Raw genomic sequence first — 25,640 nt, 5'->3', positions numbered from 1 at the left:
CCCTATGTTTGACATTGATAATCGTTATCATTTAAAATGGATGCAATCCGTTTAAATCGAGATGTCAGAGGAGGATTTAATTGTGGAATACAGAATTGAAAAGGATACAATAGGTGAAATCAAGGTTCCTGCACATCAGCTTTGGGCTGCACAAACGCAGCGAAGCTTTGAAAATTTTGATATTGGCACAGAAAAAATGCCGCAAGCTATCATTCAGGCTTTTGCTATTCTCAAGAAAAGCGCGGCTGCGGCTAACCTGAAGCTGGGCAAGCTGGATAGCCTGAAAGCAGCTGCAATTATCGCTGCTGCCGATGAAATTATTAGAGGAGAGCTTGATGATCATTTCCCACTTGTAGTGTGGCAGACAGGGAGCGGTACCCAATCCAACATGAACGTCAACGAGGTGATTGCCAACCGTGGTAATCAAATTCTCAAAGCACAGGGCAGTGAGCTGAAAATTCATCCTAATGACGATGTGAATAAGTCGCAAAGCTCTAACGACACATTTCCAACAGCGATGCATATTGCTGGTTTAATCGCCATTGAAGAGCAGGTATTGCCAGCCATTGCGCTGTTAAAAGAAACCTTTCGTCAGAAAAGTGAGGCATTCGCTGAAATTATCAAAATTGGCCGAACCCATCTTCAGGATGCGACTCCATTAACTCTTGGACAGGAAGTCAGCGGTTGGCACCGGATGCTGGAAAAAACGGAATTCATGATCAAACATAGCTCCGAATCCTTGAAGGAGCTGGCAATCGGAGGAACAGCCGTAGGTACGGGAATCAATGCTCATCCCAAATTTGGCGAGATTGCAGCTGAGGAGATCAGTAAGCTGACTGGCAAAGAGTTCACATCCGCTTCCAATAAATTTCATGCGTTAACGAGCCATGATGAATTGGTTTATGTACATGGCGCTTTAAAAGCTCTTGCTGCAGACCTGATGAAAATCGCTAATGATGTACGCTGGCTTGCCAGTGGACCGCGCTGCGGCATCGGAGAACTGATCATTCCGGCAAATGAACCAGGCAGCTCGATCATGCCGGGTAAAGTGAATCCGACCCAGAGCGAAGCATTGACAATGGTTGTCTGCCAGGTTATGGGGAATGATGCCACTATCGGCTTTGCGGCCAGTCAAGGCAATTTTGAGCTGAACGTGTTCAAGCCGGTCATTATTTATAACTTTCTGCAATCCACAAGGCTGCTCGCGGATTCCATTCGTTCCTTTAATGACCACTGTGCAATTGGTATCGAGCCGAATTACGCAGTAATTCAAAACAATGTGGAACGTTCGCTTATGCTGGTTACTGCTTTAAATCCTCATATTGGTTATGAAAATGCTGCTGCTGTTGCCAAGCTTGCCCATAAAGAAGGGTCTACGCTAAAAGAGGCAGCCGTTAAGAGCAAGCTTTTGACTGAAGAGGAATTTGATCGTCTGGTGAAACCGGAGCTGATGATTCATCCTGGTGAAGAATAAAAAAATCACTTGATAATAATTATCATTATTGATAGAATGAAGCCATAATCACAAAGAAAAAAGGAACCCGAAGGTTCCCGTACATTCATTTCTGAATTTCTTGCAATCGCAGCTTATTTCGATTCAAACGTTTTGCAATCTGTTTCTGCAGAGCTGTGTGCTTGTTTGGGTTGATGGTTTGTAATGTAAATGGACGAAGCGGTACATTGGTTTTCATTAGCCCAGTGACGACAGGAATTCACTTCACATAATACGTCTTTAGCCATAGTCAGGCACCTCCTTTACGCAGAATACAACACAAATTTCATAGCTGGCTTGTACAAGGTGGATCTTGTACAAGCGGCGAAACCCTCAATTATTTGAAAATAGTGAGGGTTTTTGTGTATGAATTTGTAGTTGCTTTGATCAGCATAGCAAATTTTCTGACAATTATCAAATTTAGGCAAAGCAGCCTTCTGATTTGCTAGGACCACTGGAGTATCATCCGCTACTTCCTGGATAGCCGAAGAGCAGCTCGTATGGAGCTGCTCCTGTACAATATTGTAGATTATGCGTGTGCAGTATGAGGCTTCGTGCCTGTTCCTTTTGCTCCGTCCGTAGGTTTTTTCTTATGTGTGAACCATTGGCGAAGGTATGGCATCAGGTAGTGGTCAACGCCGAATCTGCCAGTGTTCGCTCCTGCCATGAACAAGATCACACCGATAAGAATGAACCAAGGATTCGTGCTTACAGTGCCTGCGAACATGAACATGAAGTTCATTATTAGTCCGAAGAACGCTGCCGCTGTAGTCAGAACGCCGAGAATCAAGCCAAGACCTACCAGGAACTCGCCGAGCGGAATCAAGAAGTTAATGATCTTGACATTGGGTAAAGCAAAGTTTTGGATAAATGCAGTGAAGGTTGGATAAACAAGTTCATTGGTTGCTTTGTCGATCACGGGTTTGGTGACTGCGTTATTCAGAAAGCCTGCTGCATCAAATCCTGCGGTTAACTTCTGCCATCCGTGAGTGAGCCATTCATAACCAATGAACAATCTGATGACAAGCAGGATACCTGCTGCATATTTATTTTCTCTTAGCCATTGTCCAAACATGAGTATCATCTCCTAATTTTATTGTGAAAATATTCACATCATAATTTAAAAAATAACGTTGATTTACTTGTGCCAGCTACGGGATCGTTTATGTGGTTGTGTTGTCATCTTCCATCAATCCTTCCGTTTGTTGTCTTTCTGTTATCTTACACCCTTAATTTAACATGTCGTTGATCCTATGTATGTGATAATAATCACAATGAAGAAATATTTAAATGTATTCTAGGATAAAACTAAACCTCCCAAGCTCAGTAAAAGCCGGGAGGTTTAGTTGCAGTAAATAATATGGGTATTCCATTGAAAATCGGTTATTGTGGAATCTCCTGCAGCAATAATAGGGCCATGAATTGCTCAATTGTAAGATTGCCAAAATAATGATGGATGTCGATGTTGTTAAGAACATTAAAAATAGCCTGCTGTTCATACTGAATGCCTGTGAGCTGTTGTTCCAATTCAGCCACGTCATGGGTGCCGAAGAAATCACCGAAAATATGGATTGACGCTATTTTACCCTGAATGACGTTGAGACGCACATCGATAATACCGGAAGGAAATTTAAATATATTCTGGATATTCGATTTTGGTGAACGGCCATAATTCCAATCCCAGCTGCGGTAGCGCTCATCAGCCAGCTTATGAACAGCAGCCCAGTCATCTTCGGTTAAATGGTATTGGGGTACATCTGCAAGTGAGCAATCAAATAATTGCTGCAGCAAAATGTCTCTAAACTGCTTAATCGTCAACGGCTCACTTAGAAAATCAGAGATATTGGCGACTCGCGAGCGAACGGATTTAATGCCCTTGGATTCAATTTTAATAGGCTTGACTTTAAGAGCAGAAGCTACATTTTCCATTGCTGAATTAAACAGCAGGGTACCATGACTGAACATTCGTCCCTTGGATATGTACTGAGCGTTGCCGGAAATTTTTTGCTCGCCGACCTGAATGTCATTGCGCCCAGTCAATACGGCCTCCACACCAAGTCGATGAAGGATCTCGATAACCGGTTGGGTGAACTTGGCGAAGTTATGAAAGGAATTCCCGTCATCCTTCATCAGAAAACTGAAATTGAGGTTGCCCAAATCATGATAAACCGCGCCGCCACCGGAAAGACGTCTGACGATATGTAAATGCTGCTGCTCTACGTAATCCGTATTGATCTCTTCGATGGTATTCTGATTTTTGCCAATGATGATGGAAGGTTCATTCATATAGAACAGTAAATAACTGTCGTCCATGGGCAGGTTGCGCAGCGAATATTCCTCCAGGGCGAGATTAACAGCCGGATCGGTAATGTCTTTATTATCAATAAACAGCATGAGATGTTGTACCTCCAAAGTGGGTTATATTCGGTTACACATCATTATTATAATGAACAATGATAATCGTTATCAAATTTGTTGGACTCTATTATGCGAATATTATATAGTTCAGCACTAACAAAACCAATAATATACTTGCTGCCGCTGCAATAAGCCAATAATCGTAACGGTTAAAGCGAAGCCGGAAGGCGATCGTCGGTTTGCTATCCGCACGCCCCACACCTCGTACAATCAGAATCAGTGACAAGGTTTCGCCAAGGCGCAGAAGTGAAATGAGAATTGGAATCATCGTCATTCGCATCCGGAATATGGGGATCTGCCCAGGACGAAAAGGGTGCTTGCCGCGCGCAGCGGCGATTCTTGCAAACCGCTGCCATTCGTCAATAATCATTGGAATGAACCGAATGATCAACGAGGCTGTTAGGGCAAAAGGGTCAACGGGAACACGGATTCGTTTTAACCAATGAAGTCCCTGCTCCAACCCCCGTTTTAGTCGCAAATGATTGATTCCCGATAGCAGTACAAACCCAATGAGCATGATCAAGACCAGTATACTCAGTCTGAAAAACGTCTCGACAGCCGGACTCACTGCAAAACGCAGGTTAAAGGGAAACGACCCTATCATTCCGCCTGTTTCACTTTCACTGCCTGGGAGTGGGGCTTCAGCTCCTTCTACAGCTAGTCCAGACAAGACAGAGGCAATAAAAGTAAAAACGATCAAACCAGCAGCAGGCTTTAAGCATTCCATCAGCGGTATTCGCGCATAACGTATGACGGCCAGCGTTACAATGAAAGCAGCTATCCAGCCAAACCAATGGGATTGGACAAGGATACCCGGCGATATAAGCATATAAGCAACCCATACAGCACGAGGATCATAGGCTTTAAAGCCTGATTTCTTTGTATGCATGGAGTCGGAAGTATGATTGCCAGCAGGCATGGGTACAGGTGTTGATTCAGCAATGGGCCCAGGAGCAGCTCCTGTTATGCATTCAGATGTTCCCTGCGAGAGCATCTTAACCTGCTCTGCCTTGGGTCCGTTTATAGGATAGCTTTCTTCAGCAGAGTTAGTATCCATTCTCGTCTGCCTCGTCTGCTCTTCCAGATTTTCCAGATTTTCCAGTGCTCCTGCTGCCATATGGACCGTTAGTGCAGATTTAATGGCAGCTGCCGCTGCTTTTGCATCGGGCCAGCTCGCGATAGGCACCGGAATTCCTGATGCTTGCAGCAGGTTCAGCGTATTCAACTGGACAGGCAGAGCAAGCCCGGCGTTGGTCCATACATGTTTCTGTTCTGCCAGCTCAGAAGGCGACCCTTGCCAAAAAGAATCGTCATACAAAATAAGTACGGAGTCGGCAATCGTCAACAAAGCTTCCGGATCATGTGTGACGATGATTGTACCGAGACCTTCGGCTTTTCGCTGGTGCAGCTGCTCATAGAGCAGGGAGGCGCCTTCGGCATCAATACCTGCTGTAGGCTCATCGAGAAGCAGCCAGTCGGGAGCTGCTGCCTGCAGCAGCGCAAGTGACAATCGCCGCTGCTGCCCTCCGCTTAATTGAAAAGGATCTCGCTCCAGCCATGACTCGGGCTCTCCCGGAAATAGACGAAGTGCACGCTGTATACGTTGATTACTCTCTGCAGGGGATAGCTTAAAGGGTCGAAGTGTATATTGAAATTCTTCCTTGATGGTATTGGCGAATAATTGCTGCTCCGGATGTTGAAAAGCTGTACCTAATCGCAGCAGCGCCTGACGATTCGGTTTTCTCCGTTTGGAGGTACCTGTCCAGAGTGAGGTGCTTCCCAGGCTAATCTGACCGGAGGAAGGCTCGCGCAGCCCCGATAACATCTCGAGAAGCATAGTTTTACCTGTTCCGCTGCGCCCCAGTATAAGAGTTAGCGTGCCTGCAAGAAACTGATGATTCAAAGGATTGGACAGACGGTTCCCGTTGGTTGTGAACGATGTTAATTCGCTAATAATCAAATCATCGGACATGCTTGTGCACCACCTCTACAAGCTGCTCGGCAGTAAGCGGCAGTCTATCCAAATGTATACCTTGTCTGATCAACTCTCGGGCCACCTGAACCGGATAAGTTGGCTCAAACCCGAGCTGCTCGCAGGGAGTCATACCCGTGCTAGTTTCGGGACTCAACTCAGGTTGCAGCGGAGAATCATGCGAACCTTCGTCACCATAGAAGAAAGCAGCAGTTGGACCATCGAACGTGATTTTCCCATCCATCAGTCCGATGACACGAGTTCCTGCTGCCAGCTCTTCCATATGATGTGTCAACCAGATCACGGAAACTCCCTGCCGGTGAATGGCTTGGACAGTATTAAGCACATCCTTGCGTGAAGTTGAGTCCAGCATGGACGTCGCTTCATCGAGCAGCAGCAGCGGGGCCTTTGCTGCGATACATCCGGCAATGGCAGCCAGCTGCTTTTGTCCTCCAGACAATTCGGCAAATGGACGGTGCATGAGGTTGTCCAAACCTACTGCCAGTAGTGCCTGATGAACAATGCCTGGGATTTGCTGCGGCTCCTCACCACGCATTTCCAATTGGAAGATGATATCCTCCCATGGCGTATCGCCGATACAATAATGCTGCTGCATCACATAAGGCACAACTTCAGGAAGAAAACCTCTTTCAAAATTTCCGGAATGAGTGCTCTGAATCCCTGCAATAAGCTGGGCGAGTGTTGATTTGCCACTTCCGTTAGGTCCGACAATGTTCACCCACTCCCCCTCGGCAATCCGCAAATCGATATGGTTGAGCACGGGGAGGCTATGCCTGGATTGATTTCTATAAACCGTTACCTTGCTCATTATTAGTTCATTACCTGCCATTATGGGTTCACCTGTATACTTTCAAAAATTCAAATTGCCTCTTCCACAAGAGGAATAAGATGTGCTATACTCCTAATTGTCAACCTGATTCACAAATAACAGGTTAACAAATAAAAGGAGGAAAATCAATGAATTCATCTGCATGGAATGTCAGGGGGCTCGTATTCAGTGCCCTTTTCGCAACACTTTTCATCGTATTTAGTATGATCAAAATCTCGCTCGGCATTAATCCGGTACCCTTCACGTTAGAAAGCTTTGCTGTTATGCTGGCTGGTGGACTGCTGGGAGCGCGGTATGGTTTTTATAGCATATTTACGGTATTTATACTTACAGCTATCGGTCTGCCATTGCTTCACGGGCAAGGTGGAATTTCACTTATAATCGGCAAAACAGGTGGATTTATATGGATGTTCCCAGTTGCTGCATGGGCCATTGGTTGGGTGTCCAGCCGTATACGAGGTGAAGGTATAATGGCTTTCTTGCTGTTGTTCGTTACTATAGAAGCATTTGGGTCCTTGCTGCTGTACGCTGGTGGCGCTCCATGGCTTGCATATACAGCGGGCGTATCTTTTTCCAAGGCGATGACCCTGGCTGTGTATCCCTTCATGCTACCCGATCTGCTGAAGGCACTGGTTGCAAGCTTTATTGTGCTTAAGCTGCGCAAGTATGTACCCTCATTTGCAGCTCCCAAACCAGCATCCCCGCGCATTTCCGCGTGATTCAGGTGTCCATCCCGGTCCTTATCCTCAGGGTCGGGATTTTTTGATGCAGTCGAGGCGGAAATCAGGTAAAATCAAACTGGAATCTATTTCATATTTATTAAAAGGGAGATTATGTACATGATTTTTAACAAAAATGATAAGCTGGTTATGATAGGCGATTCGATCACAGACGTGGAACGCAAACGGCCGCATGGCGAAGGTCGCAATGACTCTACTGGAAAAGGTTATGTAGCCGCAGTCAATGCGCTGTTCCATTCTGTATATCCGGAGCTTTCGCTTAGGGTGATCAATATGGGTATTAGCGGCAATACGGTTCGCAGTCTTAAGGAACGCTGGCAAACGGATGTACTGGATCTAGAGCCAGACTGGGTTTCTATTATGATCGGAATCAATGACGTATGGCGTCAGTACGATCAGCCAACAATTAAGGAATCACATGTATACATAGATGAATATCGCATTACGCTCGATGAATTGGTTAAACAGACATTACCATCAGTCAAGGGATTAATCCTGATGACTCCATTTTATTTGGAGCCTAACGTCAATGATCCGATGCGCCGGACGATGGATGAGTACGGTCAGGTTGTTAAGGAAATCGCTGATCAGAATAACACTCATTTTATCGACATTCAAGCCGCTTTTCAACCTGTGCTGGAGCACATTTATCCGGCTACGCTGGCATGGGATCGTGTGCATCCGAATCTGGTGGGGCATATGGCGATAGCGCGTGCTTTCTTACAGGAAACAGGATTTAACTGGAATCGATAATATTGCAGCACGCACAAAAACAATCGGATTTATTGGTCATATGCACAAATTCTGCCCTTCCACATTGTACCTCATTTTGCGGAGTGTTACATTTAACCACAAATAGAGGTTGTGGATCGGGGTGTGTGGATGGCGAGTATCTTAATCAAAAATGCCCGTAATATCATCACCATGGATGCTGATAAGAATCAGTTTCCTGGCGGAAGCCTGTATGCAGAGGAGCAGGAAATCAAGGCATTGGGTGTAAACATTCCGTATGAGACGGCAGATGTCATCATTGATGCGCGAGGTAAAAATGTGTATCCCGGCTTCATTAATACGCATCATCATCTGTATCAAACGTTTACGCGCAATATTCCTTGGGCTCAGGATTGTGAGCTGTTCGATTGGTTAATTACGTTGTATGAGATATGGCGCGAAATGCAGCCGCAGGATGTGTACTTAAGCGCGCTTGTCGGCCTGGGCGAGCTGTTGAAAACCGGATGTACGACAGCTTCCGATCATTTTTATTGTTTTCCGAACGGTATTCACGGGGAACTGATTGACGAAGAAATACGAGCGGCGCGTGAGCTGGGCATTCGTTTTTATCCGACTCGAGGATCGATGGACCTTGGGCGCTCGGCAGGCGGTCTTCCTCCTGATGAGGTCGTTCAACCTATAGATGTCATTTTAAAAGATACGCAGCGGGTCATTGAAGCTTATCACGATCGATCCAAATTTGCGATGACACGGGTTGGAGTTGCACCTTGCTCGCCATTTTCGGTTTCGGAGGAATTGCTGCGGCAAAGTGCATTGTTAGCACGAAGGTCACAGGTGCGCATGCATACCCATTTGGCAGAAACGATGGATGAAGAGCATTTTTGTCTGGAGAAGAAGGGAATGCGTCCACTCGAATATATGGAAAAAACAGGCTGGGTCGGTAATGATGTCTGGTTCGCGCATGGTATTTACTTCAATGATGCTGAAATTCTTCGGATGGGCTCGTGCGGCTGCGGTGTGGCACATTGTCCGTCAAGCAATATGAAGCTGTCTTCAGGTGTGCTGCCGATTCGCAAAATGCTGAATAGGGGAGTCAAGGTAGGCCTCGGTGTCGATGGCTCTGCTTCGAATGATGCCTCCAATCTGCTCGGTGAGGTTCGTCAGTCTTACCTGCTGCATAAGCTTACATCCGGGGCTCAGGGGCTAACCGCTCACGAAAGCATGTGGCTTGGAACCGTTGGTTCATCAAGGGTGTTGGGCTGGGAGGATGCCATAGGCTCGCTGGAAGTCGGGAAGGCGGCTGATTTTTTCCTGATCGATACACGAAGGCTGGATTTTGCGGGAGCTTTATTCGATGATACTGCGCTGCCAGTTGTTGCTGGCATTAGTCAGATCGTGGATATGACCGTTGTAGGCGGCAAGGTGGTCGTGAAGGATGGCAGGCTTGTTCATATCCATGAAGAGCGGATCGCAGAAGCGGCGCAGTCGGCTGCAGCTCGGATGATAGAGACAGCCTCCAGACGTACCGGTATTGCCTACAGAAAGCATCGCAGCAGATAGTCATGGATGACTATATCTATTTAATTATTAAATCTTTAATGAAGATGGGAATGAAAACCAAATCAGGCACTCGCTCAAAATGTAGAGCGCGTCGGGTTTGGTTTTTTGTGCTGGATAAAGGATGTTATTTAATGTTATATAATATAACACAATGAAGTGTGTTAGCAGAGTTATTACTGTTGAATGTGTTGATTTAACGTATTTTATGGCCGAAATCACATGATTGGAGGGAATTTTTTAATAAATTCAATTGTTCAAATTCAAATTAGCGAATATAATGTTAAGTATAGTGACATATAATTCGGAGGTGAATAGCATGCATATAACCGTTGAGCAGGCGCTTCTGATTTATCCGCTTTCTGAAGGGCGGCTGGTAGCTGGAAAAGATGGGGCATCGCGCATCGTGAAGTCGGTTAATGTGATGGATGCTCCGGATATTACGGAATGGATCAAAACAGGTGAAATGCTTTTTACGACGGCTTACATTATTAAGGACCACCCCGATGAAGCTATTGAGCTTATGCGTAAGCTGGATGCAAGAGGGTCGGCAGGGCTTGGAATTAAGCTGGGGCGGTTCTGGTCGAGTATTCCGGAGTCTATTATGGAAGAGGCAGACAGACTGCATTTTCCGCTGATTGAGCTTCCTTATCAATTTACTTTTTCTGATCAAATGAATGGTTTGTTTCTTGCTGAATTGGAGCGCAATACCTCATCCTTACATGATTTGTTGGATAAGCAAAAGCGGTTGATGCAATTTGCGCTTAGATCCAAATCGGATATCCGTTTTTTTGATCAGGTGCTCGGGATTGTTGAGACTCCATTCGCGGTTGTCAGCTCGCGCGGGCATATGGTATATAACGCAACTTGTTATCGGGAGCAGCAGCTGCTTCAAGGCTGGCCTTGGCGGGAAGAGGCTGCCTGGGTTCGGGCGGAGCATGGCGGGTATTCGCGGATACCCATTGAATTTGAAGGAGAATGCATCGGGTTTGCGATGTTTTATCCGGCTGATTCTGTACTTATTAAGGAAGAAGAAGGTTTGTTCTACCAAACCGCGGAAATATTGGCCTATCACCTGAGCTGTATTTATCGGGATGTGCTGCAGCGTTCGTTGAATAAGGACATGGGTGATCTGTTTGTTCGTTATTTGAACCAAAATATAGATGTGGGGATGTTGATTGATTATACCGAGGAGCTTGGAGTGCGTGTTCTGAGAGGCTCCTACCAGTGTGTGTGGACAAAGATAGTATCGAGCTCGGGTGATGCCATACGCTCTTCGTTGTTAAAGGAAATTCGGCAGGAATATGAATACAATTTCGTATTTCGTGATTTGCAGGTTGTACATTTTTTGGTGGAGGACGGTGTGTTTTCGATCTTTAGTGCGGATGGGCTGGATAGCTCTGCGAAGCTGATGGAGCTGTTGAACCAGGCTTTGAATTCCGTTGTTAACAAAAAGATTGTTGAACATATTCAGCTATCGGTCAGCAGTAAAAAAATGAAGCCGGAGGTGCTCAGGCAGGCTTATACGGAATGCTCGGAGGTATTTGGACTTGCGCAGCGTTTAGGGATGAAGGATAAGGTAGTGCAATTTGGTGCGATTGAACTGGCCTATTTGTTCAAGCATGTACCTGCTGCCGAGATGAGTGCTTACAGCAGTGAGGTGCTGGCGGAGCTGCTGGCCAAGGATCCCGAGTATTCGCAGGAAATGCTGCGTACGCTGGAAGCTTTCCTGGAGCATGACGGGCAAGTTAATGAGATGGCAAAGCATTTGTTCATCCACCGCAATACCGCGGCTTATCGCTTGGAAAAAATGAGTGAGGTTCTTGGGATGGATTTCAAAAAAATTAATGACTTGCTGCGTTTGAAGCTTGCGTTCATGTTCAGGAGGATGCTTGTGGATCAAACGAACCGATAGGGGGTGGAGGCATGGAATTCCATGAATTACTGGACAATTGGAGTCGGCGAGAAGGAAGAGCTGTGCTTGCCACGATTATTGCAGTTGAAGGGCACTCCTATCGCAAATCGGGGGCTTCCATGCTGATCTATGAGGACGGTGAGCGAATCGGAGGGATCAGTCCTGGTTGTCTGGAATCCGACTTGGCGGAGCGCGTCGGTGAAATGCTGGTAACGGGAGCTTCGCAGGTCGTTGAATATGATATGCGGGATGCGGATGACTTTGCCTGGGGTGAAGCGGTTGGCTGCGGAGGCAGTATTCGTGTTCTGCTGGAGACCATTACAGAGAGCTTAAGCGTCCATTTATCAGAATTCCTCATGCGATTAAATCGCGGGGAAGAAAGCTGTTTTGTGCGTTTGTGGGATGGCGATGGCAGGTTTGAATACCGGATAGAAAAGGTGCATAAGTCGGAGACGTATATAACGGAAAAGGGTCAAGCTTCCTTGTTTCCGCATGTTAACGATGGCGGGGGCAGCTTCTTGCTTTATTGTGAGCCAAGACCACGATTAATCCTCTTTGGCGCTGGAGCGGATGCAGAGCCGATTGCTGCTATGGCGGGTAGTGTCGGGTTTCGCGTCGTGGTGAGCGATTGGAGAGAGGCGCTATGCTGTTCGGGGGATTTTGCAGGCTGCGATACGATGGTTGGATTACCTGCAGAAGTTATAGGTCAACTTGGTGTTAATGGTTCAGATTATGTGGTCATTATGAGTCATCAATTGCAGAGGGATCGTCAATGTCTGGATGCTTTATGGACATTATCTCCCCGTTATGTGGGGCTGCTGGGTTCGACAAAACGAGCAAAGCAGCTATTGGATGGAAGGATGTCTCCGGCTTGGTTGCATGGGCCGGTAGGCTTGTCCATTGGGGCTGATGGATCGATGGAAATAGCGGTGAGCATTGTGGCGGAATTAATTGCAGTCCGAAGGCAGTCAGCGGGTGGATCGGTCAGGAGGGTGATTCATGCGTCCAACAATCATGGGAATTTATTTGGCAGCGGGTGAAAGTCGGCGAATGGGGAGGCCCAAGCTTACTATTCCGCTCGGCAATGATGGAATGCTTGGAGGGCTGGCACTTCAGGAAGCGGTACGTTCGGGTCTGGATCGAATTGTGGTTGTATCCCGGTATGAGGGATGCCCAGAATGGTTTCCGTTTCCTGAAGAATCTGACGTCCGGGATCGCTGTGCATTCGTGGCTGCTCCTGAAGCTTCTCGTGGGATGGCCTACTCCCTGCATGCGGGTTTGTCGGCTGCGATAGGCTTATCGGAGGGTGATGATGACAAGGTGAGTGCAGTTGTTGTTCTGTTGGCCGATCAGCCGATGATTCACGCTGAATTGATCAATCGTCTAATCATGGAGTTCACTATGAACCCCGAGCTGGATTATGTAGCTGCAGGGGATTCCGGGATAGCGAAGCCTCCTGTGCTGCTTGCGGCCTCGATGTTTGATGCCATCATGAGCTTGAAGGGTGACGAAGGTGCGCGATGGCTGCTGAGGTGCCCGGATTATCGAGGGAAGTTGGTTGCAACGGAGTCTGGATTGTTCCTTGATCTGGATACACCTGCAAACGTAGAAAGTTTTTTGAAAATGATATAGCCAACACGCTAATTCAATGTTAACTATATGGCGTGTTAAATGACAAATTTAATATTTTCGTGCATAGAATACAAAATCATTTCGGTATTTTATTAAAAAAACCAAATTAATGTTAAATATATTGACGTTAAAGTGACATTTGATTATAGTTTAGTCAATCGAAAGAACAGCTTATAGAGGTCAACAATCCGATACAGAAAAGTGGAGGGGATTTCGAATGAAACGTACGAACCGTTTATGGATGACAACGTTGATTTTTATTGTGGCCATGTTCGTGGGTTTAGTGGGCTGTTCACAAGAAAGCGCCCAACCGAAGCCTGCTGCACCCGCACCAGCTGATCCCAAGCCTGCCGACGCATCGGCTAAGCCGGCTGAGAAGACAATGCCGCGAGTTGCCTTCGTTTACATCGGACCTCCAGGTGACGGCGGTTATACCTATGAGCACGATCAAGGTCGGAAGTACATGGAGAAAGAGCTGGGCATCAAAGCGGATTTTGTGGAAAATGTGCCGGAAAGCGCTGATGCGGAGCGTGTCATAACAGAGCTGGCGCAAAATCATGATCTGATCTTTACGACGAGCTTCGGTTATATGGATTACACATTAAATGTTGCTAAAAAATATCCGAAAGTGATTTTCATGCACGCCTCAGGCTTCAAAACAGCAGAAAATATGGGTACGTACTTCGGACGCAATTATCAAGCCAGCTATTTGGCCGGTATAGCCGCAGGGAAAATGACCAAAAAGAACTTGATCGGCTATGTGGGTGCATTCCCGATTCCCGAGGTTATTTATAATATTAACGCATTCACATTAGGGGCCCAGAGCGTCAATCCCGACGTGAAGCTGAACGTGGTATGGAGCAATACCTGGTACGACCCGGCCACCGAACGCCAGGCTGCAGTCAGCTTGCTTGATAAAGGTGCGGATGTGATTGCCGCTTATCAGGATTCACCGGCTAGTCTACAGGCTGCTCAGGAGCGCGGTGCTTTTGGAGTTGGTAATGATTCCGATATGACGCGGTTTGCTCCTGAGGCCTATGTCACATCTGCAGTTTGGAAGTGGGGTCCTTATTATTCCAAGGTTGTGAAGGACGTGATGGATGGTTCCTGGAAATCCGAGCAGTACTGGGGAAGCATGAAGGACGGTATTGTAGATATTGCACCTCTGGGTAAGAATGTGCCCGACGATGTGAAGAAGCTGGTTGAAGCGGCAAAAGTAAAGGTGACAAGCGGAGAGCTTAATGTCTTTAAAGGCCCGATTACAGATGCAGCCGGAGCCGTGCAAGTGCCCGAAGGTAAAGTGCTGGAAGACAAGGATATATTGAGCACCAACTGGTTTGTCAAAGGTATTGAAGGAACGATTCCCAAATAATCCAAGCTGACGTGCGTGATACACCCAATCAATCCCTTCATGGAAATGAGGGGATTTGCTTTAAGGAAAGGAGGTGGGCTCGATGAGTGAATTTGCCGTTGAAATGAGAGGTATTGTCAAACGCTTCGGAGCTGTTGTGGCAAATGACGATATCGATTTCTCAGCCCGTCATGGAGAAATTCATGCGTTGCTGGGAGAGAATGGAGCAGGTAAAAGCACAGTGATGTCCATTCTCTCCGGAGTTTATCGTGCGGATGAGGGTGAAATTCGAATCTGTGACAGACAAGTGCATATTCGGAGTCCCAAGGATGCGATGAAGCTTGGTATCGGTATGATTCATCAGCATTTTCGGTTGGTTCCTGCAATGACGGCAGCGGAAAACATCGTGTTAGGCGAGCGCGGGAGTTTATGGCGGGGAAGCGGATGGATGCAGAGAAAGTTAAGTGAGCTGGGTGCATGGAGTGAACAATTCGGACTTCTGGTACCACTGACCGTTCCTGTCTGGCAATTATCCGTTGGTGAGCAGCAGCGCGTAGAAATTGTAAAGACCTTGTACCGTGGTGCCGACATCATCATTCTCGATGAGCCCACATCTGTATTGACACCGGGTGAGGTGAATGAGCTGTTTCGAACGCTTAAATCGATGAAGGCGGCGGGCAAGACGGTCATCATTACCACTCATAAACTAAAAGAAGTAATGGCAGTTGCGGATGTGATGTCGATAATGCGCAAAGGTTCCATGATCGCTTCCGTTCTTAAAGAGCATACATCGGAACAAGAGCTTGCACATTTGATGGTGGGTCGAACCTTGGAGCCGATGACGTTTAATCGGAAGCGGGAGATTATGGGAAGATCATTGACCGTGCAGGAGCTGCATGTGAATGCGGATAACGGTGGTAAAGCGCTGCAAGGGATATCCTTTCATGTAGGTCGTGGAGAAATTGTTGGGGTGGCAGGGGTCGCTGGCAATGGGCAAAAGGAGTTGGCTGAAGCATTGACAGGAATTCGGTCCTGGGAGGCTGGCGGCGAGATCCACTATGACGAGTTCAAGCTGAATGCACCATCTGTAAGCAAATTGATCGAGTATGGTGTCGCACACATTCCTGAAAACCGGATGAAAAGCGGTTTGGCCGGTCCTCTGAGCGTAATGGATAACTTGCTGATGAAGTCGTACAGAACCTCTCAGCGCTCCAGGTACGGTTTCCTGCTTCACAAGCCGAATCGTGCATGGTCGGAAGATCTTATTCGAGCCTACGAGGTGAAAACAGCTGGCTTGGATACCCCGGTTCGACAGTTATCGGGAGGCAATCAACAAAAGCTTGTGCTCGCCAGAGAAGCGGAGCAGAAGCCCAAGCTTCTGATTGCCGTACATCCAACACAAGGGCTGGATGTTGGAGCGACGAGCAGTGTTCACCAAATGCTGTTTGACTTATCTGATGGGGGGACTGGGATTCTGCTGATCTCGGAGGATCTGGATGAAATTCTCAAGCTGGCTGATCGTGTGATCGTGCTATATAACGGCTGCATTCAAGGAGAGTTTACAGCTGACAAATACGACCGATATCAGATCGGGTTGGCAATGGCGGGGATTGGTGAAGTGGGAGGGGAGGCCGTGTGAATAAGGAGCCTGCTTCTATTGAGGCCATATCATCGGGTCATACGGCTGACCGCATTCATGGCAAGTCGAAGCCAAAGTTTCAATGGCTGCTGAATCCTAACGCCTCCACAGCATGGTGGGTGCCCATCGTTTCCATCGTTTTGGCCTTACTCTTCTGTGGCATGTTTATTGCGCTGAATGGAACCAATCCGATTACGGTCTATGCGAAAATGTTCACTGGAGCTTTCGGTTCAACCTATGGCTTCAGTGAAACCTTGGTCAAAGCTATTCCTTTGCTGTTATGTGGCCTTGGGGTTTCGATCGCCTATCGCATTGGAATCTGGAATATTGGAGCGGAAGGACAATTCATTGCGGGAGCGATTGCCGCTACAGGCATTACGATTTATTGGCCGGGTTTATCAGGAATGTGGTCGATTCCGGTAATGATGGCTGCGGGTATGGCGGGTGGTGCCTTATGGGGGCTGTTCACGGCGATCCCCCGAACGGTATTTCGGGTCAATGAACTGATTACTTCATTAATGCTGAATTATATCGCTATTTTATGCATGGATTATTTCGTGTTTGGCCCTTGGAAGGATCCCAAAGGGATGAATTTTCCGGGTACACCGATTTTTTCTTTAGGTCAACAGCTCCTCACCTTGGGTTCATCCAGGCTTCATATGGGATTGATCTTTGGATTAATAGCCGTTGTGCTGTACGCGATTTGTATGAAATATACAAGGTGGGGCTATGAGCTTCGATTATTGGGCGCCAATCCTGACGCCGCAACCTATGCAGGGATAGCGGTCAACAAGCATATTATTCTCGTAATGCTCATTAGCGGAGGCTTGGCTGGCTTAGCAGGGATGAGTGAAGTATCCGGTGTGACGCACCGCTTGATGTATGGATTATCGCCGGGATATGGATATACGGCCATAATCGTCGCTTGGCTGGCTAAGCTGCGTCCGCTGGGATTGATTGTCTCTTCGGTTCTGTTCGGCGGGCTTATCGTGGGCGGGTACAGCGTACAAACGATTGGTTTACCTGCTTCCCTGTCACTAATGCTGCAGGGCGCGATTCTCTTCTTCCTGATTGCTGGCGATCATCTGGGACGTTATCGACTGCACCACAGTCAGTTCAGAATGAAGGTGTAGCCTACAGATGATACGAAAAAGATACAGCGTGAAGTTGCATTCCTTCCTGCATTCTGTGTGAGCAACAAGACTCCAGTAGGGGGTATGTGGGACGTAATCCTCTAGATCAGCAATGTGGAAGGGAGGCGATAGTGACGTGGATTTTATGACGAGCTTGCTGGTTGCAGCCATTTCTGCGGGAACTCCGCTTTTGCTTGCGGCACTTGGTGGCATTTTATCGGAACGTTCCGGCGTCATCAATTTAGGGACGGAAGGCATCATGCTGATGGGCGCTGTACTTACCTGCATGACCTATATACAAACAGGAAGCTTGGTAGTTGCCCTTGCCGCAGCTTTATTGGGCACAGCCATGATGGGGGTGCTGCACGCTTTTCTGACGGTTACCTTACACGCGAATCAAACGGTTAGCGGATTGGGAATTACGTTGTTTGGGACTGGCTTAAGTGCGTATCTGGGCAAGCCATCCAGTGGTATTCCGGTTCCGGGAAAACTGCCAAAGCTCGATTTGCCATGGCTCGACAGTGTGCCGCTGCTTGGCAAAATGCTCGCACATCAGGACGTTATGGTATGGGCCAGCTTTGTACTGGTTATCGCGTTCCATTTGCTTATTTATCGCACATCGTGGGGTCTTCATCTTCGAGCGGTTGGTGATAGTCCTGGTACTGCTGATGTTATGGGTATTCCAGTCGCCTTATTTCGTTATACGTATGTCATTATTGGCTCGATGTTGATGGGGCTGGCGGGTTCTTATCTGCTGCTCGCTTTTTCCTCAAGCTGGGTTGAAGGAATGACGGCTGGACGGGGGTGGATCGCGATAGCACTTATCATTTTTGCTCGTTGGAATCCGGTACGTGCTTTGTTTGCTGCCTATTTATTCGGTGGCCTGGATGCTCTCGGTTTCCGGATTCAACTGTTGGGAACGCCCATTCCTTCGTATTTTTTGAAAATGCTGCCGTATGTGATCACAATTCTCGTTTTGATGTATGTAGGCTGGAAAACGCGCAATCGTCCTTCGGGTCAGCCTGAAGCGCTTGGAGTTCCTTATTTGAGAGAGCAGCGACATTAAATCGATCGATAATCTAGATAGGGTAAGCTTACAAAGTGTGGAAGTATGCGATTATTCGAATAGACTTCGGCTGCTGAGCTATAGAATCATTAGAAGATAAGGAGTGTGAGCCTATGGCTGTGGGTAACTATCCCGCTGCTGAATTTCATAAGCGGGTATGGCAGCCGCAATCGTTAGCGGAAGCCTGGCGCTTGAAGCAAGCTTTGAAGGATCAGGCTGTAGTTGTAGCAGGCGGCACCCTTTTGCGAACTCAGTGGGAGTCAGGTACGGCCTGGATGCCGCCGCACCTTTTAAGCCTGGAACAGATCCCGGAGCTGGGCGAACACAGCTGCACTGCAGGGGAAATCCATATCGGAGCAGGCGTTAGCTTGGAAAATTGTCGATATGGGGCGGATACGCCGCAATTGTTAAAGGAAGCATGTCGTCATATCGCAGCTCCATCAATACGGCGGATGGGTACATTAGGTGGTAATGTGTTGTCGCAGGCAGGAGATTCACTTCCTGCCTTGCTGGTAAGTGGTGCGGAACTGGTATGGTACGACGGTATATCGTCCATTGTCGAACCTGTTGAAGTATGGACGATACACAGAAAAGCTGCTGGAATCGTAAAAGAACAACGGATTCTCACAGCGATTCGTTGGAGCCGACAAGCTGAGGATATCAACAAAACATCACGGTTTTTTTATGAAAAGGTTGGGCGTAGGGAAGGTTTTTGTCCATCGATAGTTACAATAGCGGGAGGATTTCATGTCGACTCAGCCGGAAGGCTTCATCAAGTTCGACTGGCAGCCGGCAGTGCCGCTGCTATGGCGGAGCGCTTGAAAGAGGCGGAAGAGATATTGGAGGGTGCTATCTGGAGTACACGATTAGCAGAGACCGTTCATCAGGCTGTCATGATGCAATTTGAAGGTGGTTCGGATTCCTTTGCATCGGCAATCTATCGTAAACGTACAGCGGCTAATTTAATTGTAGCGCTGCTGTGGAATCGATTAACGTTAAATTAAATTTAACTTGTTCTGCGATTTTCAGATGAAAGGCGGGATCATCATGCTGCTAGATAAACATTCGGCGGGTGGACGCTGGCACGTACGCCCGGATGGTCCGGATAAGGTAACGGGTCGGCTGACTTACTTGACGGATATGCAACTGCCTGACATGCTCTACGGTAAAATATTAAGAAGCTCGCATGCACATGCATGGATTATTACCATTGACACTAAACGAGCCTTACAGCTGCCGGGGGTATTTGCGGTCATTACCCATAAAGATGTTCCGGGTATGAACCGCTTTGGGATCGCTTTTCCCGATCAACCTGTTCTGTGTGAGGATCGCGTACGATATATAGGGGATGCAGTGGCAGCTGTGGCAGCCGAAAGTGAAGAGCTGGCTGAATATGCACTGTCATTAATAGAAGTCGTATATGAGCCTCTGCCCGTAATTGATAGCCCGGAAGCAGGTTTGCTCGGGGGTGCGCCTAAGCTGCATCCTGACGGCAATGTGCTTCACCGCACGGGATACAAGCGGGGGGAGTGCAATAATGCTTTTACCGAATGTGCTTATGTAACTGAGAATACGTATGTAACCCCACGTCAAATGCATGCCTATATGGAAACGGAAGGCGGGTTATTCGTACCGGAGGCCGATGGATGCCTGACCGTATATGCTCCAACGCAGCATGGCTTCAAGGATCAGATGCAGCTGGCAAGAATTCTGGCTATTCCTGAAGCTGATATTCGCGTCGTTTCCAGCCCAATTGGGGGATCGTTTGGAGGCAAGGATGAATTGAATATTCAATCCTACGGTGCGCTGCTCGCTCTGAAAAGTGGCCGTCCGGTCAAGATCCATCATTCACGGTTTGAATCCGTTCGAACCGGATTGAAGCGACATCCGATGAAGGTTTCGATGAAAACCGGAATCGATGCGGATGGATTGCTGATCGCTCATGAAGTGCGGATTATCGCGGATACGGGTGCCTATGCGACGCTTGGAGCTCCAGTTTTGAATTTTGCCACAGAGCATACACAAGGGCCTTATCTGATTCCGAATGTGTCGTTGGAAGGTGTTTCGGTGTATACGAACAATGGAGTGTCTGGTGAATTTCGTGGCTTTGGCGGCAATCAGGTGATTTTTGCTTTGGAAGGTCAACTGGATCGTTTGGCAGAGGCCATCGGGATCGATCCCTGGGAGCTTAGACACCGCAACCTGCGTGCGGCGGATTCACCGGGACCTTTCGGACAGAAGATCGTTCCAACGGAAGGAGCCAGGCAAGTATGGGAATCTGTCGCCGGTTCGAAGCTGATGAGCGGTCGTGAGCAGCTTGCTATCAGGACGGATTTACCCTGGATTCGTCGTGGAGTAGGAGCGGCAATCGCCATGCATGGTTCAGGTCTCGGGTTTGGATTGCCCGACCCTGCAGGTGGACGGCTAAAGCTGAACGAACTCGGCAAGATCGAAGCCTCCTTTGGTTATGAGGAGTTTGGACAGGGGCTTCTCGCAGCTCTTCAAATCATGCTGACAGAACGTTTTGGCTGCCACAAGGATGATCTGGAGCTTGTGATTGGGGACACAGCCCGTGTTCCGCACAGCGGTTCAACTACCGCGTCCCGGGCTACAAGTATGATGTGGCAATCGCTAGCGAGGATGGGGCCGCAATTTTCCCGTAGGCTCCTGGAAGAGGCTTCCCTGATGACTGACCGATCTGCTGACGCTTTGTCCACTGGACCTGGTGGTGTATATGCCAACAACGGGGAACTGTTAATCAGCTATCTGGAGCTATCGGAACGAGTGAGTACACCTATTGAATGCGAAACGGAATTTCAGTTTCCAACAACACCTGATGAAATTTTTGGGGCGCATTATCTCCATACCTACACGGCTCTGGCGATTGAGGTCGAGGTCAATCTGTTAACAGGACGAGTGAAGGTAACGGATCAATATCATGCAGTAGCAGCTGGGCCAGTCATTAATCCTATGGGATTTGTTGGCCAGGTTGAAGGGGCCAGCAGTATGGCACTTGGCTTTACGCTTACCGAGGATGCCATTATGGAGGATGGACTCTACAAGACGAATAACTTTGATTCGTACCTGATTCCCACTGTCAAGGATACACCTAAAGGATTCCAGTTGGACGCGATTGATGAACTGCCCGAAGGTGATGTGTTCGGTCCACGTGGTGTAGGCGAGATTGGAACCGTAGCCGTCGCTCCCGCTATCGCAGCAGCCGTCTATCAAGCTGTCGGTAAATGGATTCAGCAGCTGCCGATTAAACCGGAGGATTTATTGTCCGATCAACCTGCAGCTTGGGGGAGGGGATGGGATCATGAAACAGCAGCTACCTGATGAAATGGATGTGGCGATCCAACTGACACTTAATGGTCAACTAGTAGAGCTTACTGTACCTGCTGAACGTCGCGTTGTCGATATATTGCGAGATGATTTGGAGTTGACCGGGACCAAGCTATCCTGTGAGATTGGCCGATGCGGAGCCTGCATGATCCTTGTGGATGGTAAGCCGATGAACGCCTGCTTGCTGATGGCCTATCAGGTGGCAGGGCGAGAATTGACGACTATTGAAGGGTTGGCTGTGGATAATCAATTGCATCCGGTTCAGCAAGCCTTTTTGGATGAAGGGGGCTTTCAGTGTGGGTATTGCACTCCGGGTATGGTGATTTCCATGGTGGGATTGCTGGAGCACAATACGACGCCTTCTCTTGACGAGATTGAGGAAGGACTATCTGGAAATTTGTGCAGGTGTACCGGCTACGGAGGTATCCTGCGTGCGGCGGAGGCAGCTGTACGCAATAAAACCGGCTGTCCGATTGCCAAAAAATAAAGAAAGGGATGGGCATACGAGATGAATGTATATTCGATCAAGCAAATTAATACGATGAATCGGGATGCTTTTATGAGCACCCTCGGCTCCATATTTGAGCACTCACCCTGGGTAGCTGAAAGAGTTTATGCCTATCGTCCCTTCAAGGCAAGCAACCATTTGCACCGGACGATGCTTGAGGCTGTGTATTTGGCTCATCGTGATGAGCAGCTATCGCTTTTGCGGGCACATCCCGACTTGGCCGGGCGTTTGCAAATGAGTGACGCATCGGTACAGGAACAAAGAGGTGCTGGATTAACCGATCTGACGCAAGAAGAACTGGCGGCTTTTACAGCTTGTAATACAGAGTACACTAACAAATTTGGGTTTCCTTTTATTATGGCTGTGAAAGGCAGTACAAAGGATCAGATTTTGGCAGCTATGCAGCTGAGAATTCATAATGATAGTGAAGCGGAGATTCGGCAAGCCCTGCTTGAGATCGCTAAAATTACCAAATTTCGAATTCAGGACATCATCCATAGTGAAGGAGGAGGGGAGGTTAAGAAATCGGATAAGAAAAGGACGATGTACTACGGGAAAGGTGATGTGCTCGTATATCGGACTTATGTGCTGCCACTGAAGGTCAAGCCGATTCCCGAATCTGCCTATACCGGCTCGGACAATGTGATCTTTGCTCTAAATATCAAAGTCGCTGTCAGCGGCGCTGCTTTTCTTACTTCCTTTACTGAAGGTGACAATAGCATGGTTGTAGCGACCGACTCGATGAAAAATTTTATTTTGCGACATGCGGCAGGCTTCGAAGGCAGTACCGTTGAAGGATTCCTACATTATATAGCTGCCAGGTTTTTGGAGACTTACTCCCACATGCAGGGGATAGATTTGTTGGCTGAACGTCTTCCTTTCGATTCCGTACAGGTCCCTGGCGTTGATGGGAAATTAACGGAAAGTGGACTTGTGTATCGGCAATCACGCAATGAAAGTGGTGTGTTTGCATTACAGCTAGAACGTTCGGAGACAGGCATTGAGCTGGTCAAACAGACAGCGGTTATGTCCAATCTGCATCTGATCAAAGTCAGCGGCAGCTCGTTTGCCAATTTTATTCGCGATGAGTACACGACCCTGCCGGAAAGCTTCAATCGTCCTTTATTTATTTATCTCAATATCGGCTGGATCTATGTCGATCCAGAAGATGCCAAAGCAGGAGACGATTATCGCTATGTAGCCCCCGAGCAAATCAGCGATATTGCCCATACGGTGTTTCATCAGGAAATCAGTGCTTCCATCCAAAGCTTGATTTATCAAATCGGGCTGAAAATACTGGAGCGGTTTCCTCAGCTGGAGCAGGTATGGTTTGAATCCAATAACCGAACCTGGGAAACAGTGATCGATTCCATTAGCGGCTCTGAAGGCCAGGTTTATACAGAGCCACGTCCGCCTTATGGTTTTCAAGGCTTCTCGATGACTCAGGAGGACTTGATTGAAGCCCGGAAAAAAGAAGGGGTTACACGATGAGCGGGCGTCTGACAACACATATACTGGACATATCGCAGGGGTGTCCGGCTCAAGGAGTTCGCGTGGAGCTATTTCTAGTCACGGCAGGGGAGGGCATTGTCAAGCTGACCGAGTCTGTCACGAATAGGGATGGAAGACTGGATGCGCCGCTCCTGATTGGAAACGACATGCTGATTGGCGTCTATGAGCTGCTGTTCCATGTTGGTGATTATTATCGGGGTACCGGTGATCAGTGGAGTGACCCGATGTTTCTGGAGCAGGTTCCGATTCGGTTCAGTATAACTAATACTGAGGAGCATTATCATGTTCCGCTGCTGGTAGCTCCGGGTGGATATAGCACGTACCGAGGCAGCTAGTTTTAGGTGGAAGGGGGGATGGGAATGCTCGATTTGAAAATCACTGGTGCTTTTGTTGTCATGAAGCAGCAGGTTGCTCGTATGGATATAGGTGTAATGAACGGAAAGATCGTAAGTTTGAGCGATACTGTGGCTATGGAGGCCAAACAGCACATTCATGCAGCTGGATTATATATGTTACCGGGGATGGTTGACGCGCATGTGCATTTTAACGAACCAGGAATGGGACATTGGGAGGGCTTCGAAAGTGGATCATCAGCCCTGGCAGCTGGCGGTTGTACGACGTATATCGATATGCCGTTAAATGGACTACCACCTACGGTTTCCGTACCTGCGCTTAATGTCAAGCTGCAAGCGGCGAATCGGTCTTTAGTCGATTATGCGCTATGGGGTGGGCTTGTGCCGGGCAATCTTGATCAGTTGGAGTCATTAGCAGAAGCGGGTGTCATTGGCTTTAAAGCTTTCATGTCTGAGCCCGGAGGCGATGGTATTGGTCGGTTTGAGCGTGCGGATCGTACGACATTATTAGAAGGAATGAAACGAATTGCCAAGCTGGGTCGTATTCTTGCCCTTCATGCGGAAGATGAGGAAATGGTTGCTGCACTGGCAGCAGAATCGATCCGTAAAGGAAAAACGGATGCTCATGATTTTGCTGAATCCAGACCCATTTCTGCCGAATGCGCCGCAGTCCGACAGGCACTGCTGATGGCTGAGGAAACCGGTTGTGCGTTGCATTTTGTTCACATCAGCAGTGCTGAAGCGGTTTGGCTGATCCAAGAGGCTAAGTTGAAGGGGATGGATGTTACCTTAGAGACGTGCCCACACTATTTAACTCTAACGGTGGATGATATGGTCAGACAGGGAGCAGTGGCCAAGTGTGCACCCCCGTTAAGAAGTATGAATGAGCAAACGAAGCTGTGGGAGGTTGTGGCTGCTGGATGTGTGGATATTATTGCGTCGGATCATTCGCCATGTCCGCTTGAATTGAAACAGCAACGTCATTTTTTTGAAGCGTGGGGTGGCATTGCCGGTGCGCAAAGCTCGCTGGAGCTTATGGTAGACGAGGGGCATATACAACGCAAACTCCCATTACCTTTAATAATCGCAATGCTTTCGTTGAATCCGGCACGTCGCTTTGGACTACACCCTCAAAAAGGGGAAATCGCGCTGGGAGCAGATGCTGATCTCGTTCTGATGGATCTGGACCATTCCTATACACTGGAGAATAGCCATTTGAAACAGCGTCATGCATATAGTCCGTATATAGGCAAGCGGTTTAACTGCCGGGTGATGTCTACATGGGTCCGTGGACAACTGGTGTATGAGCTCAATGCGGCTGATCAGATAAGTGAAAACAAGGGCCGTATTGCCGCTGATCCTCAAGGGATTTGGTTGTCTGGTGGCGCCTGAGGCGGAAAGGGCTATTCGATACCGTGTTTTAAC

General features: G+C 47.9%; 22 protein-coding genes. 17 read left to right on the top strand and 5 right to left on the bottom strand.

The window, feature by feature from the left end:
• The first annotated feature begins 82 nt into the window (after window positions 1–82).
• Entirely contained in the window at window positions 83–1,474 is a 1,392-nt protein-coding gene (gene fumC, locus NST47_RS24950; RefSeq protein ID WP_341157541.1) for a class II fumarate hydratase, read from the top strand.
• Window positions 1,475–1,587: 113 nt separating this feature from the next.
• Here the strand turns inward: fumC and NST47_RS24945 are convergent, their stop codons facing one another.
• The 5 genes from NST47_RS24945 to NST47_RS24925 all read right to left on the bottom strand — a co-directional run bounded on the left by NST47_RS24945 (window position 1,588) and on the right by NST47_RS24925 (window position 6,711).
• Window positions 1,588–1,740 carry a DUF1540 domain-containing protein gene (locus NST47_RS24945; protein WP_076230034.1) on the bottom strand — a complete coding sequence of 51 codons (153 nt, stop codon included), beginning with the start codon at window positions 1,738–1,740 and terminating at the stop codon, window positions 1,588–1,590.
• Between the two features lie 281 nt (window positions 1,741–2,021).
• Window positions 2,022–2,567, bottom strand: a complete 546-nt coding sequence (locus NST47_RS24940) for a DoxX family protein (RefSeq protein ID WP_341157540.1) — start codon at window positions 2,565–2,567, stop codon at window positions 2,022–2,024.
• 308 nt (window positions 2,568–2,875) lie between these two features.
• Entirely contained in the window at window positions 2,876–3,886 is a 1,011-nt protein-coding gene (locus tag NST47_RS24935) for a lipoate--protein ligase (RefSeq protein WP_341157539.1), read from the bottom strand.
• Between the two features lie 91 nt (window positions 3,887–3,977).
• The gene (locus tag NST47_RS24930) at window positions 3,978–5,882 is read right to left on the bottom strand and encodes an ATP-binding cassette domain-containing protein (RefSeq protein WP_341157538.1); all 1,905 of its coding nucleotides are present in this window, start codon (window positions 5,880–5,882) and stop codon (window positions 3,978–3,980) included.
• Complete coding sequence (locus NST47_RS24925; protein ID WP_341157537.1) at window positions 5,872–6,711, bottom strand: energy-coupling factor ABC transporter ATP-binding protein; 840 nt, start codon at window positions 6,709–6,711, stop codon at window positions 5,872–5,874. The genes NST47_RS24930 and NST47_RS24925 overlap by 11 nt, the downstream gene beginning before the upstream one ends.
• Window positions 6,712–6,860: 149 nt before the next feature.
• Between NST47_RS24925 and NST47_RS24920 the strand changes: the two genes are divergently transcribed.
• From NST47_RS24920 to NST47_RS24845, 16 genes are all read left to right on the top strand, one after another.
• Entirely contained in the window at window positions 6,861–7,451 is a 591-nt protein-coding gene (locus NST47_RS24920; protein ID WP_341157536.1) for a biotin transporter BioY, read from the top strand.
• Window positions 7,452–7,571: 120 nt separating this feature from the next.
• A complete protein-coding gene (locus NST47_RS24915; protein ID WP_341157535.1) occupies window positions 7,572–8,225 on the top strand; it encodes an SGNH/GDSL hydrolase family protein in 654 nt (217 codons plus the stop codon).
• Between the two features lie 129 nt (window positions 8,226–8,354).
• Window positions 8,355–9,764 (top strand): 8-oxoguanine deaminase, encoded by a 1,410-nt coding sequence (locus NST47_RS24910; protein ID WP_341157534.1) that lies wholly within the window; start codon window positions 8,355–8,357, stop codon window positions 9,762–9,764.
• A 316-nt stretch (window positions 9,765–10,080) separates the two neighbouring features.
• Window positions 10,081–11,676: a PucR family transcriptional regulator gene (locus NST47_RS24905; protein WP_341157533.1), complete on the top strand. Its 1,596-nt coding sequence runs from the start codon at window positions 10,081–10,083 to the stop codon at window positions 11,674–11,676.
• 11 nt (window positions 11,677–11,687) lie between these two features.
• A complete protein-coding gene (locus tag NST47_RS24900) occupies window positions 11,688–12,716 on the top strand; it encodes an XdhC family protein (protein ID WP_341157532.1) in 1,029 nt (342 codons plus the stop codon).
• On the top strand, window positions 12,676–13,308 hold the full coding sequence (locus NST47_RS24895; RefSeq protein ID WP_341157531.1) for a nucleotidyltransferase family protein: 633 nt from the start codon (window positions 12,676–12,678) through the stop codon (window positions 13,306–13,308). Before NST47_RS24900 ends, NST47_RS24895 begins: the two co-directional genes overlap by 41 nt.
• A gap of 217 nt (window positions 13,309–13,525) precedes the next feature.
• Window positions 13,526–14,680 (top strand): BMP family ABC transporter substrate-binding protein, encoded by a 1,155-nt coding sequence (locus NST47_RS24890; protein ID WP_341157530.1) that lies wholly within the window; start codon window positions 13,526–13,528, stop codon window positions 14,678–14,680.
• A gap of 82 nt (window positions 14,681–14,762) precedes the next feature.
• The gene (locus NST47_RS24885) at window positions 14,763–16,298 is read left to right on the top strand and encodes an ABC transporter ATP-binding protein (RefSeq protein WP_341157529.1); all 1,536 of its coding nucleotides are present in this window, start codon (window positions 14,763–14,765) and stop codon (window positions 16,296–16,298) included.
• A 53-nt stretch (window positions 16,299–16,351) separates the two neighbouring features.
• Window positions 16,352–17,431, top strand: a complete 1,080-nt coding sequence (locus tag NST47_RS24880; RefSeq protein ID WP_445667480.1) for an ABC transporter permease — start codon at window positions 16,352–16,354, stop codon at window positions 17,429–17,431.
• A 145-nt stretch (window positions 17,432–17,576) separates the two neighbouring features.
• Window positions 17,577–18,497 carry an ABC transporter permease gene (locus NST47_RS24875; protein WP_341159747.1) on the top strand — a complete coding sequence of 307 codons (921 nt, stop codon included), beginning with the start codon at window positions 17,577–17,579 and terminating at the stop codon, window positions 18,495–18,497.
• A 113-nt stretch (window positions 18,498–18,610) separates the two neighbouring features.
• Window positions 18,611–19,501 (top strand): FAD binding domain-containing protein, encoded by an 891-nt coding sequence (locus tag NST47_RS24870; RefSeq protein ID WP_341157528.1) that lies wholly within the window; start codon window positions 18,611–18,613, stop codon window positions 19,499–19,501.
• Window positions 19,502–19,544: 43 nt separating this feature from the next.
• Window positions 19,545–21,836 (top strand): xanthine dehydrogenase subunit D, encoded by a 2,292-nt coding sequence (gene pucD / locus NST47_RS24865; RefSeq protein ID WP_341157527.1) that lies wholly within the window; start codon window positions 19,545–19,547, stop codon window positions 21,834–21,836.
• The gene (locus tag NST47_RS24860; RefSeq protein ID WP_341157526.1) at window positions 21,817–22,329 is read left to right on the top strand and encodes a (2Fe-2S)-binding protein; all 513 of its coding nucleotides are present in this window, start codon (window positions 21,817–21,819) and stop codon (window positions 22,327–22,329) included. Before pucD ends, NST47_RS24860 begins: the two co-directional genes overlap by 20 nt.
• Before the next feature lie 21 nt (window positions 22,330–22,350).
• Window positions 22,351–23,841 (top strand): factor-independent urate hydroxylase, encoded by a 1,491-nt coding sequence (pucL, locus tag NST47_RS24855; protein ID WP_341157525.1) that lies wholly within the window; start codon window positions 22,351–22,353, stop codon window positions 23,839–23,841.
• Window positions 23,838–24,197: a hydroxyisourate hydrolase gene (gene uraH / locus NST47_RS24850; protein WP_341157524.1), complete on the top strand. Its 360-nt coding sequence runs from the start codon at window positions 23,838–23,840 to the stop codon at window positions 24,195–24,197. Before pucL ends, uraH begins: the two co-directional genes overlap by 4 nt.
• Window positions 24,198–24,215: 18 nt before the next feature.
• Window positions 24,216–25,607 (top strand): allantoinase, encoded by a 1,392-nt coding sequence (locus NST47_RS24845; RefSeq protein WP_341157523.1) that lies wholly within the window; start codon window positions 24,216–24,218, stop codon window positions 25,605–25,607.
• Window positions 25,608–25,640 lie beyond the last annotated feature (33 nt).

This window comes from Paenibacillus sp. FSL H8-0034 (genome assembly GCF_038000305.1).
Lineage (GTDB): Bacteria > Bacillota > Bacilli > Paenibacillales > NBRC-103111 > Paenibacillus_S.
Note: the sequence above shows the minus strand (reverse complement) of the source record. Positions and strands in the feature narration are given on the sequence as shown.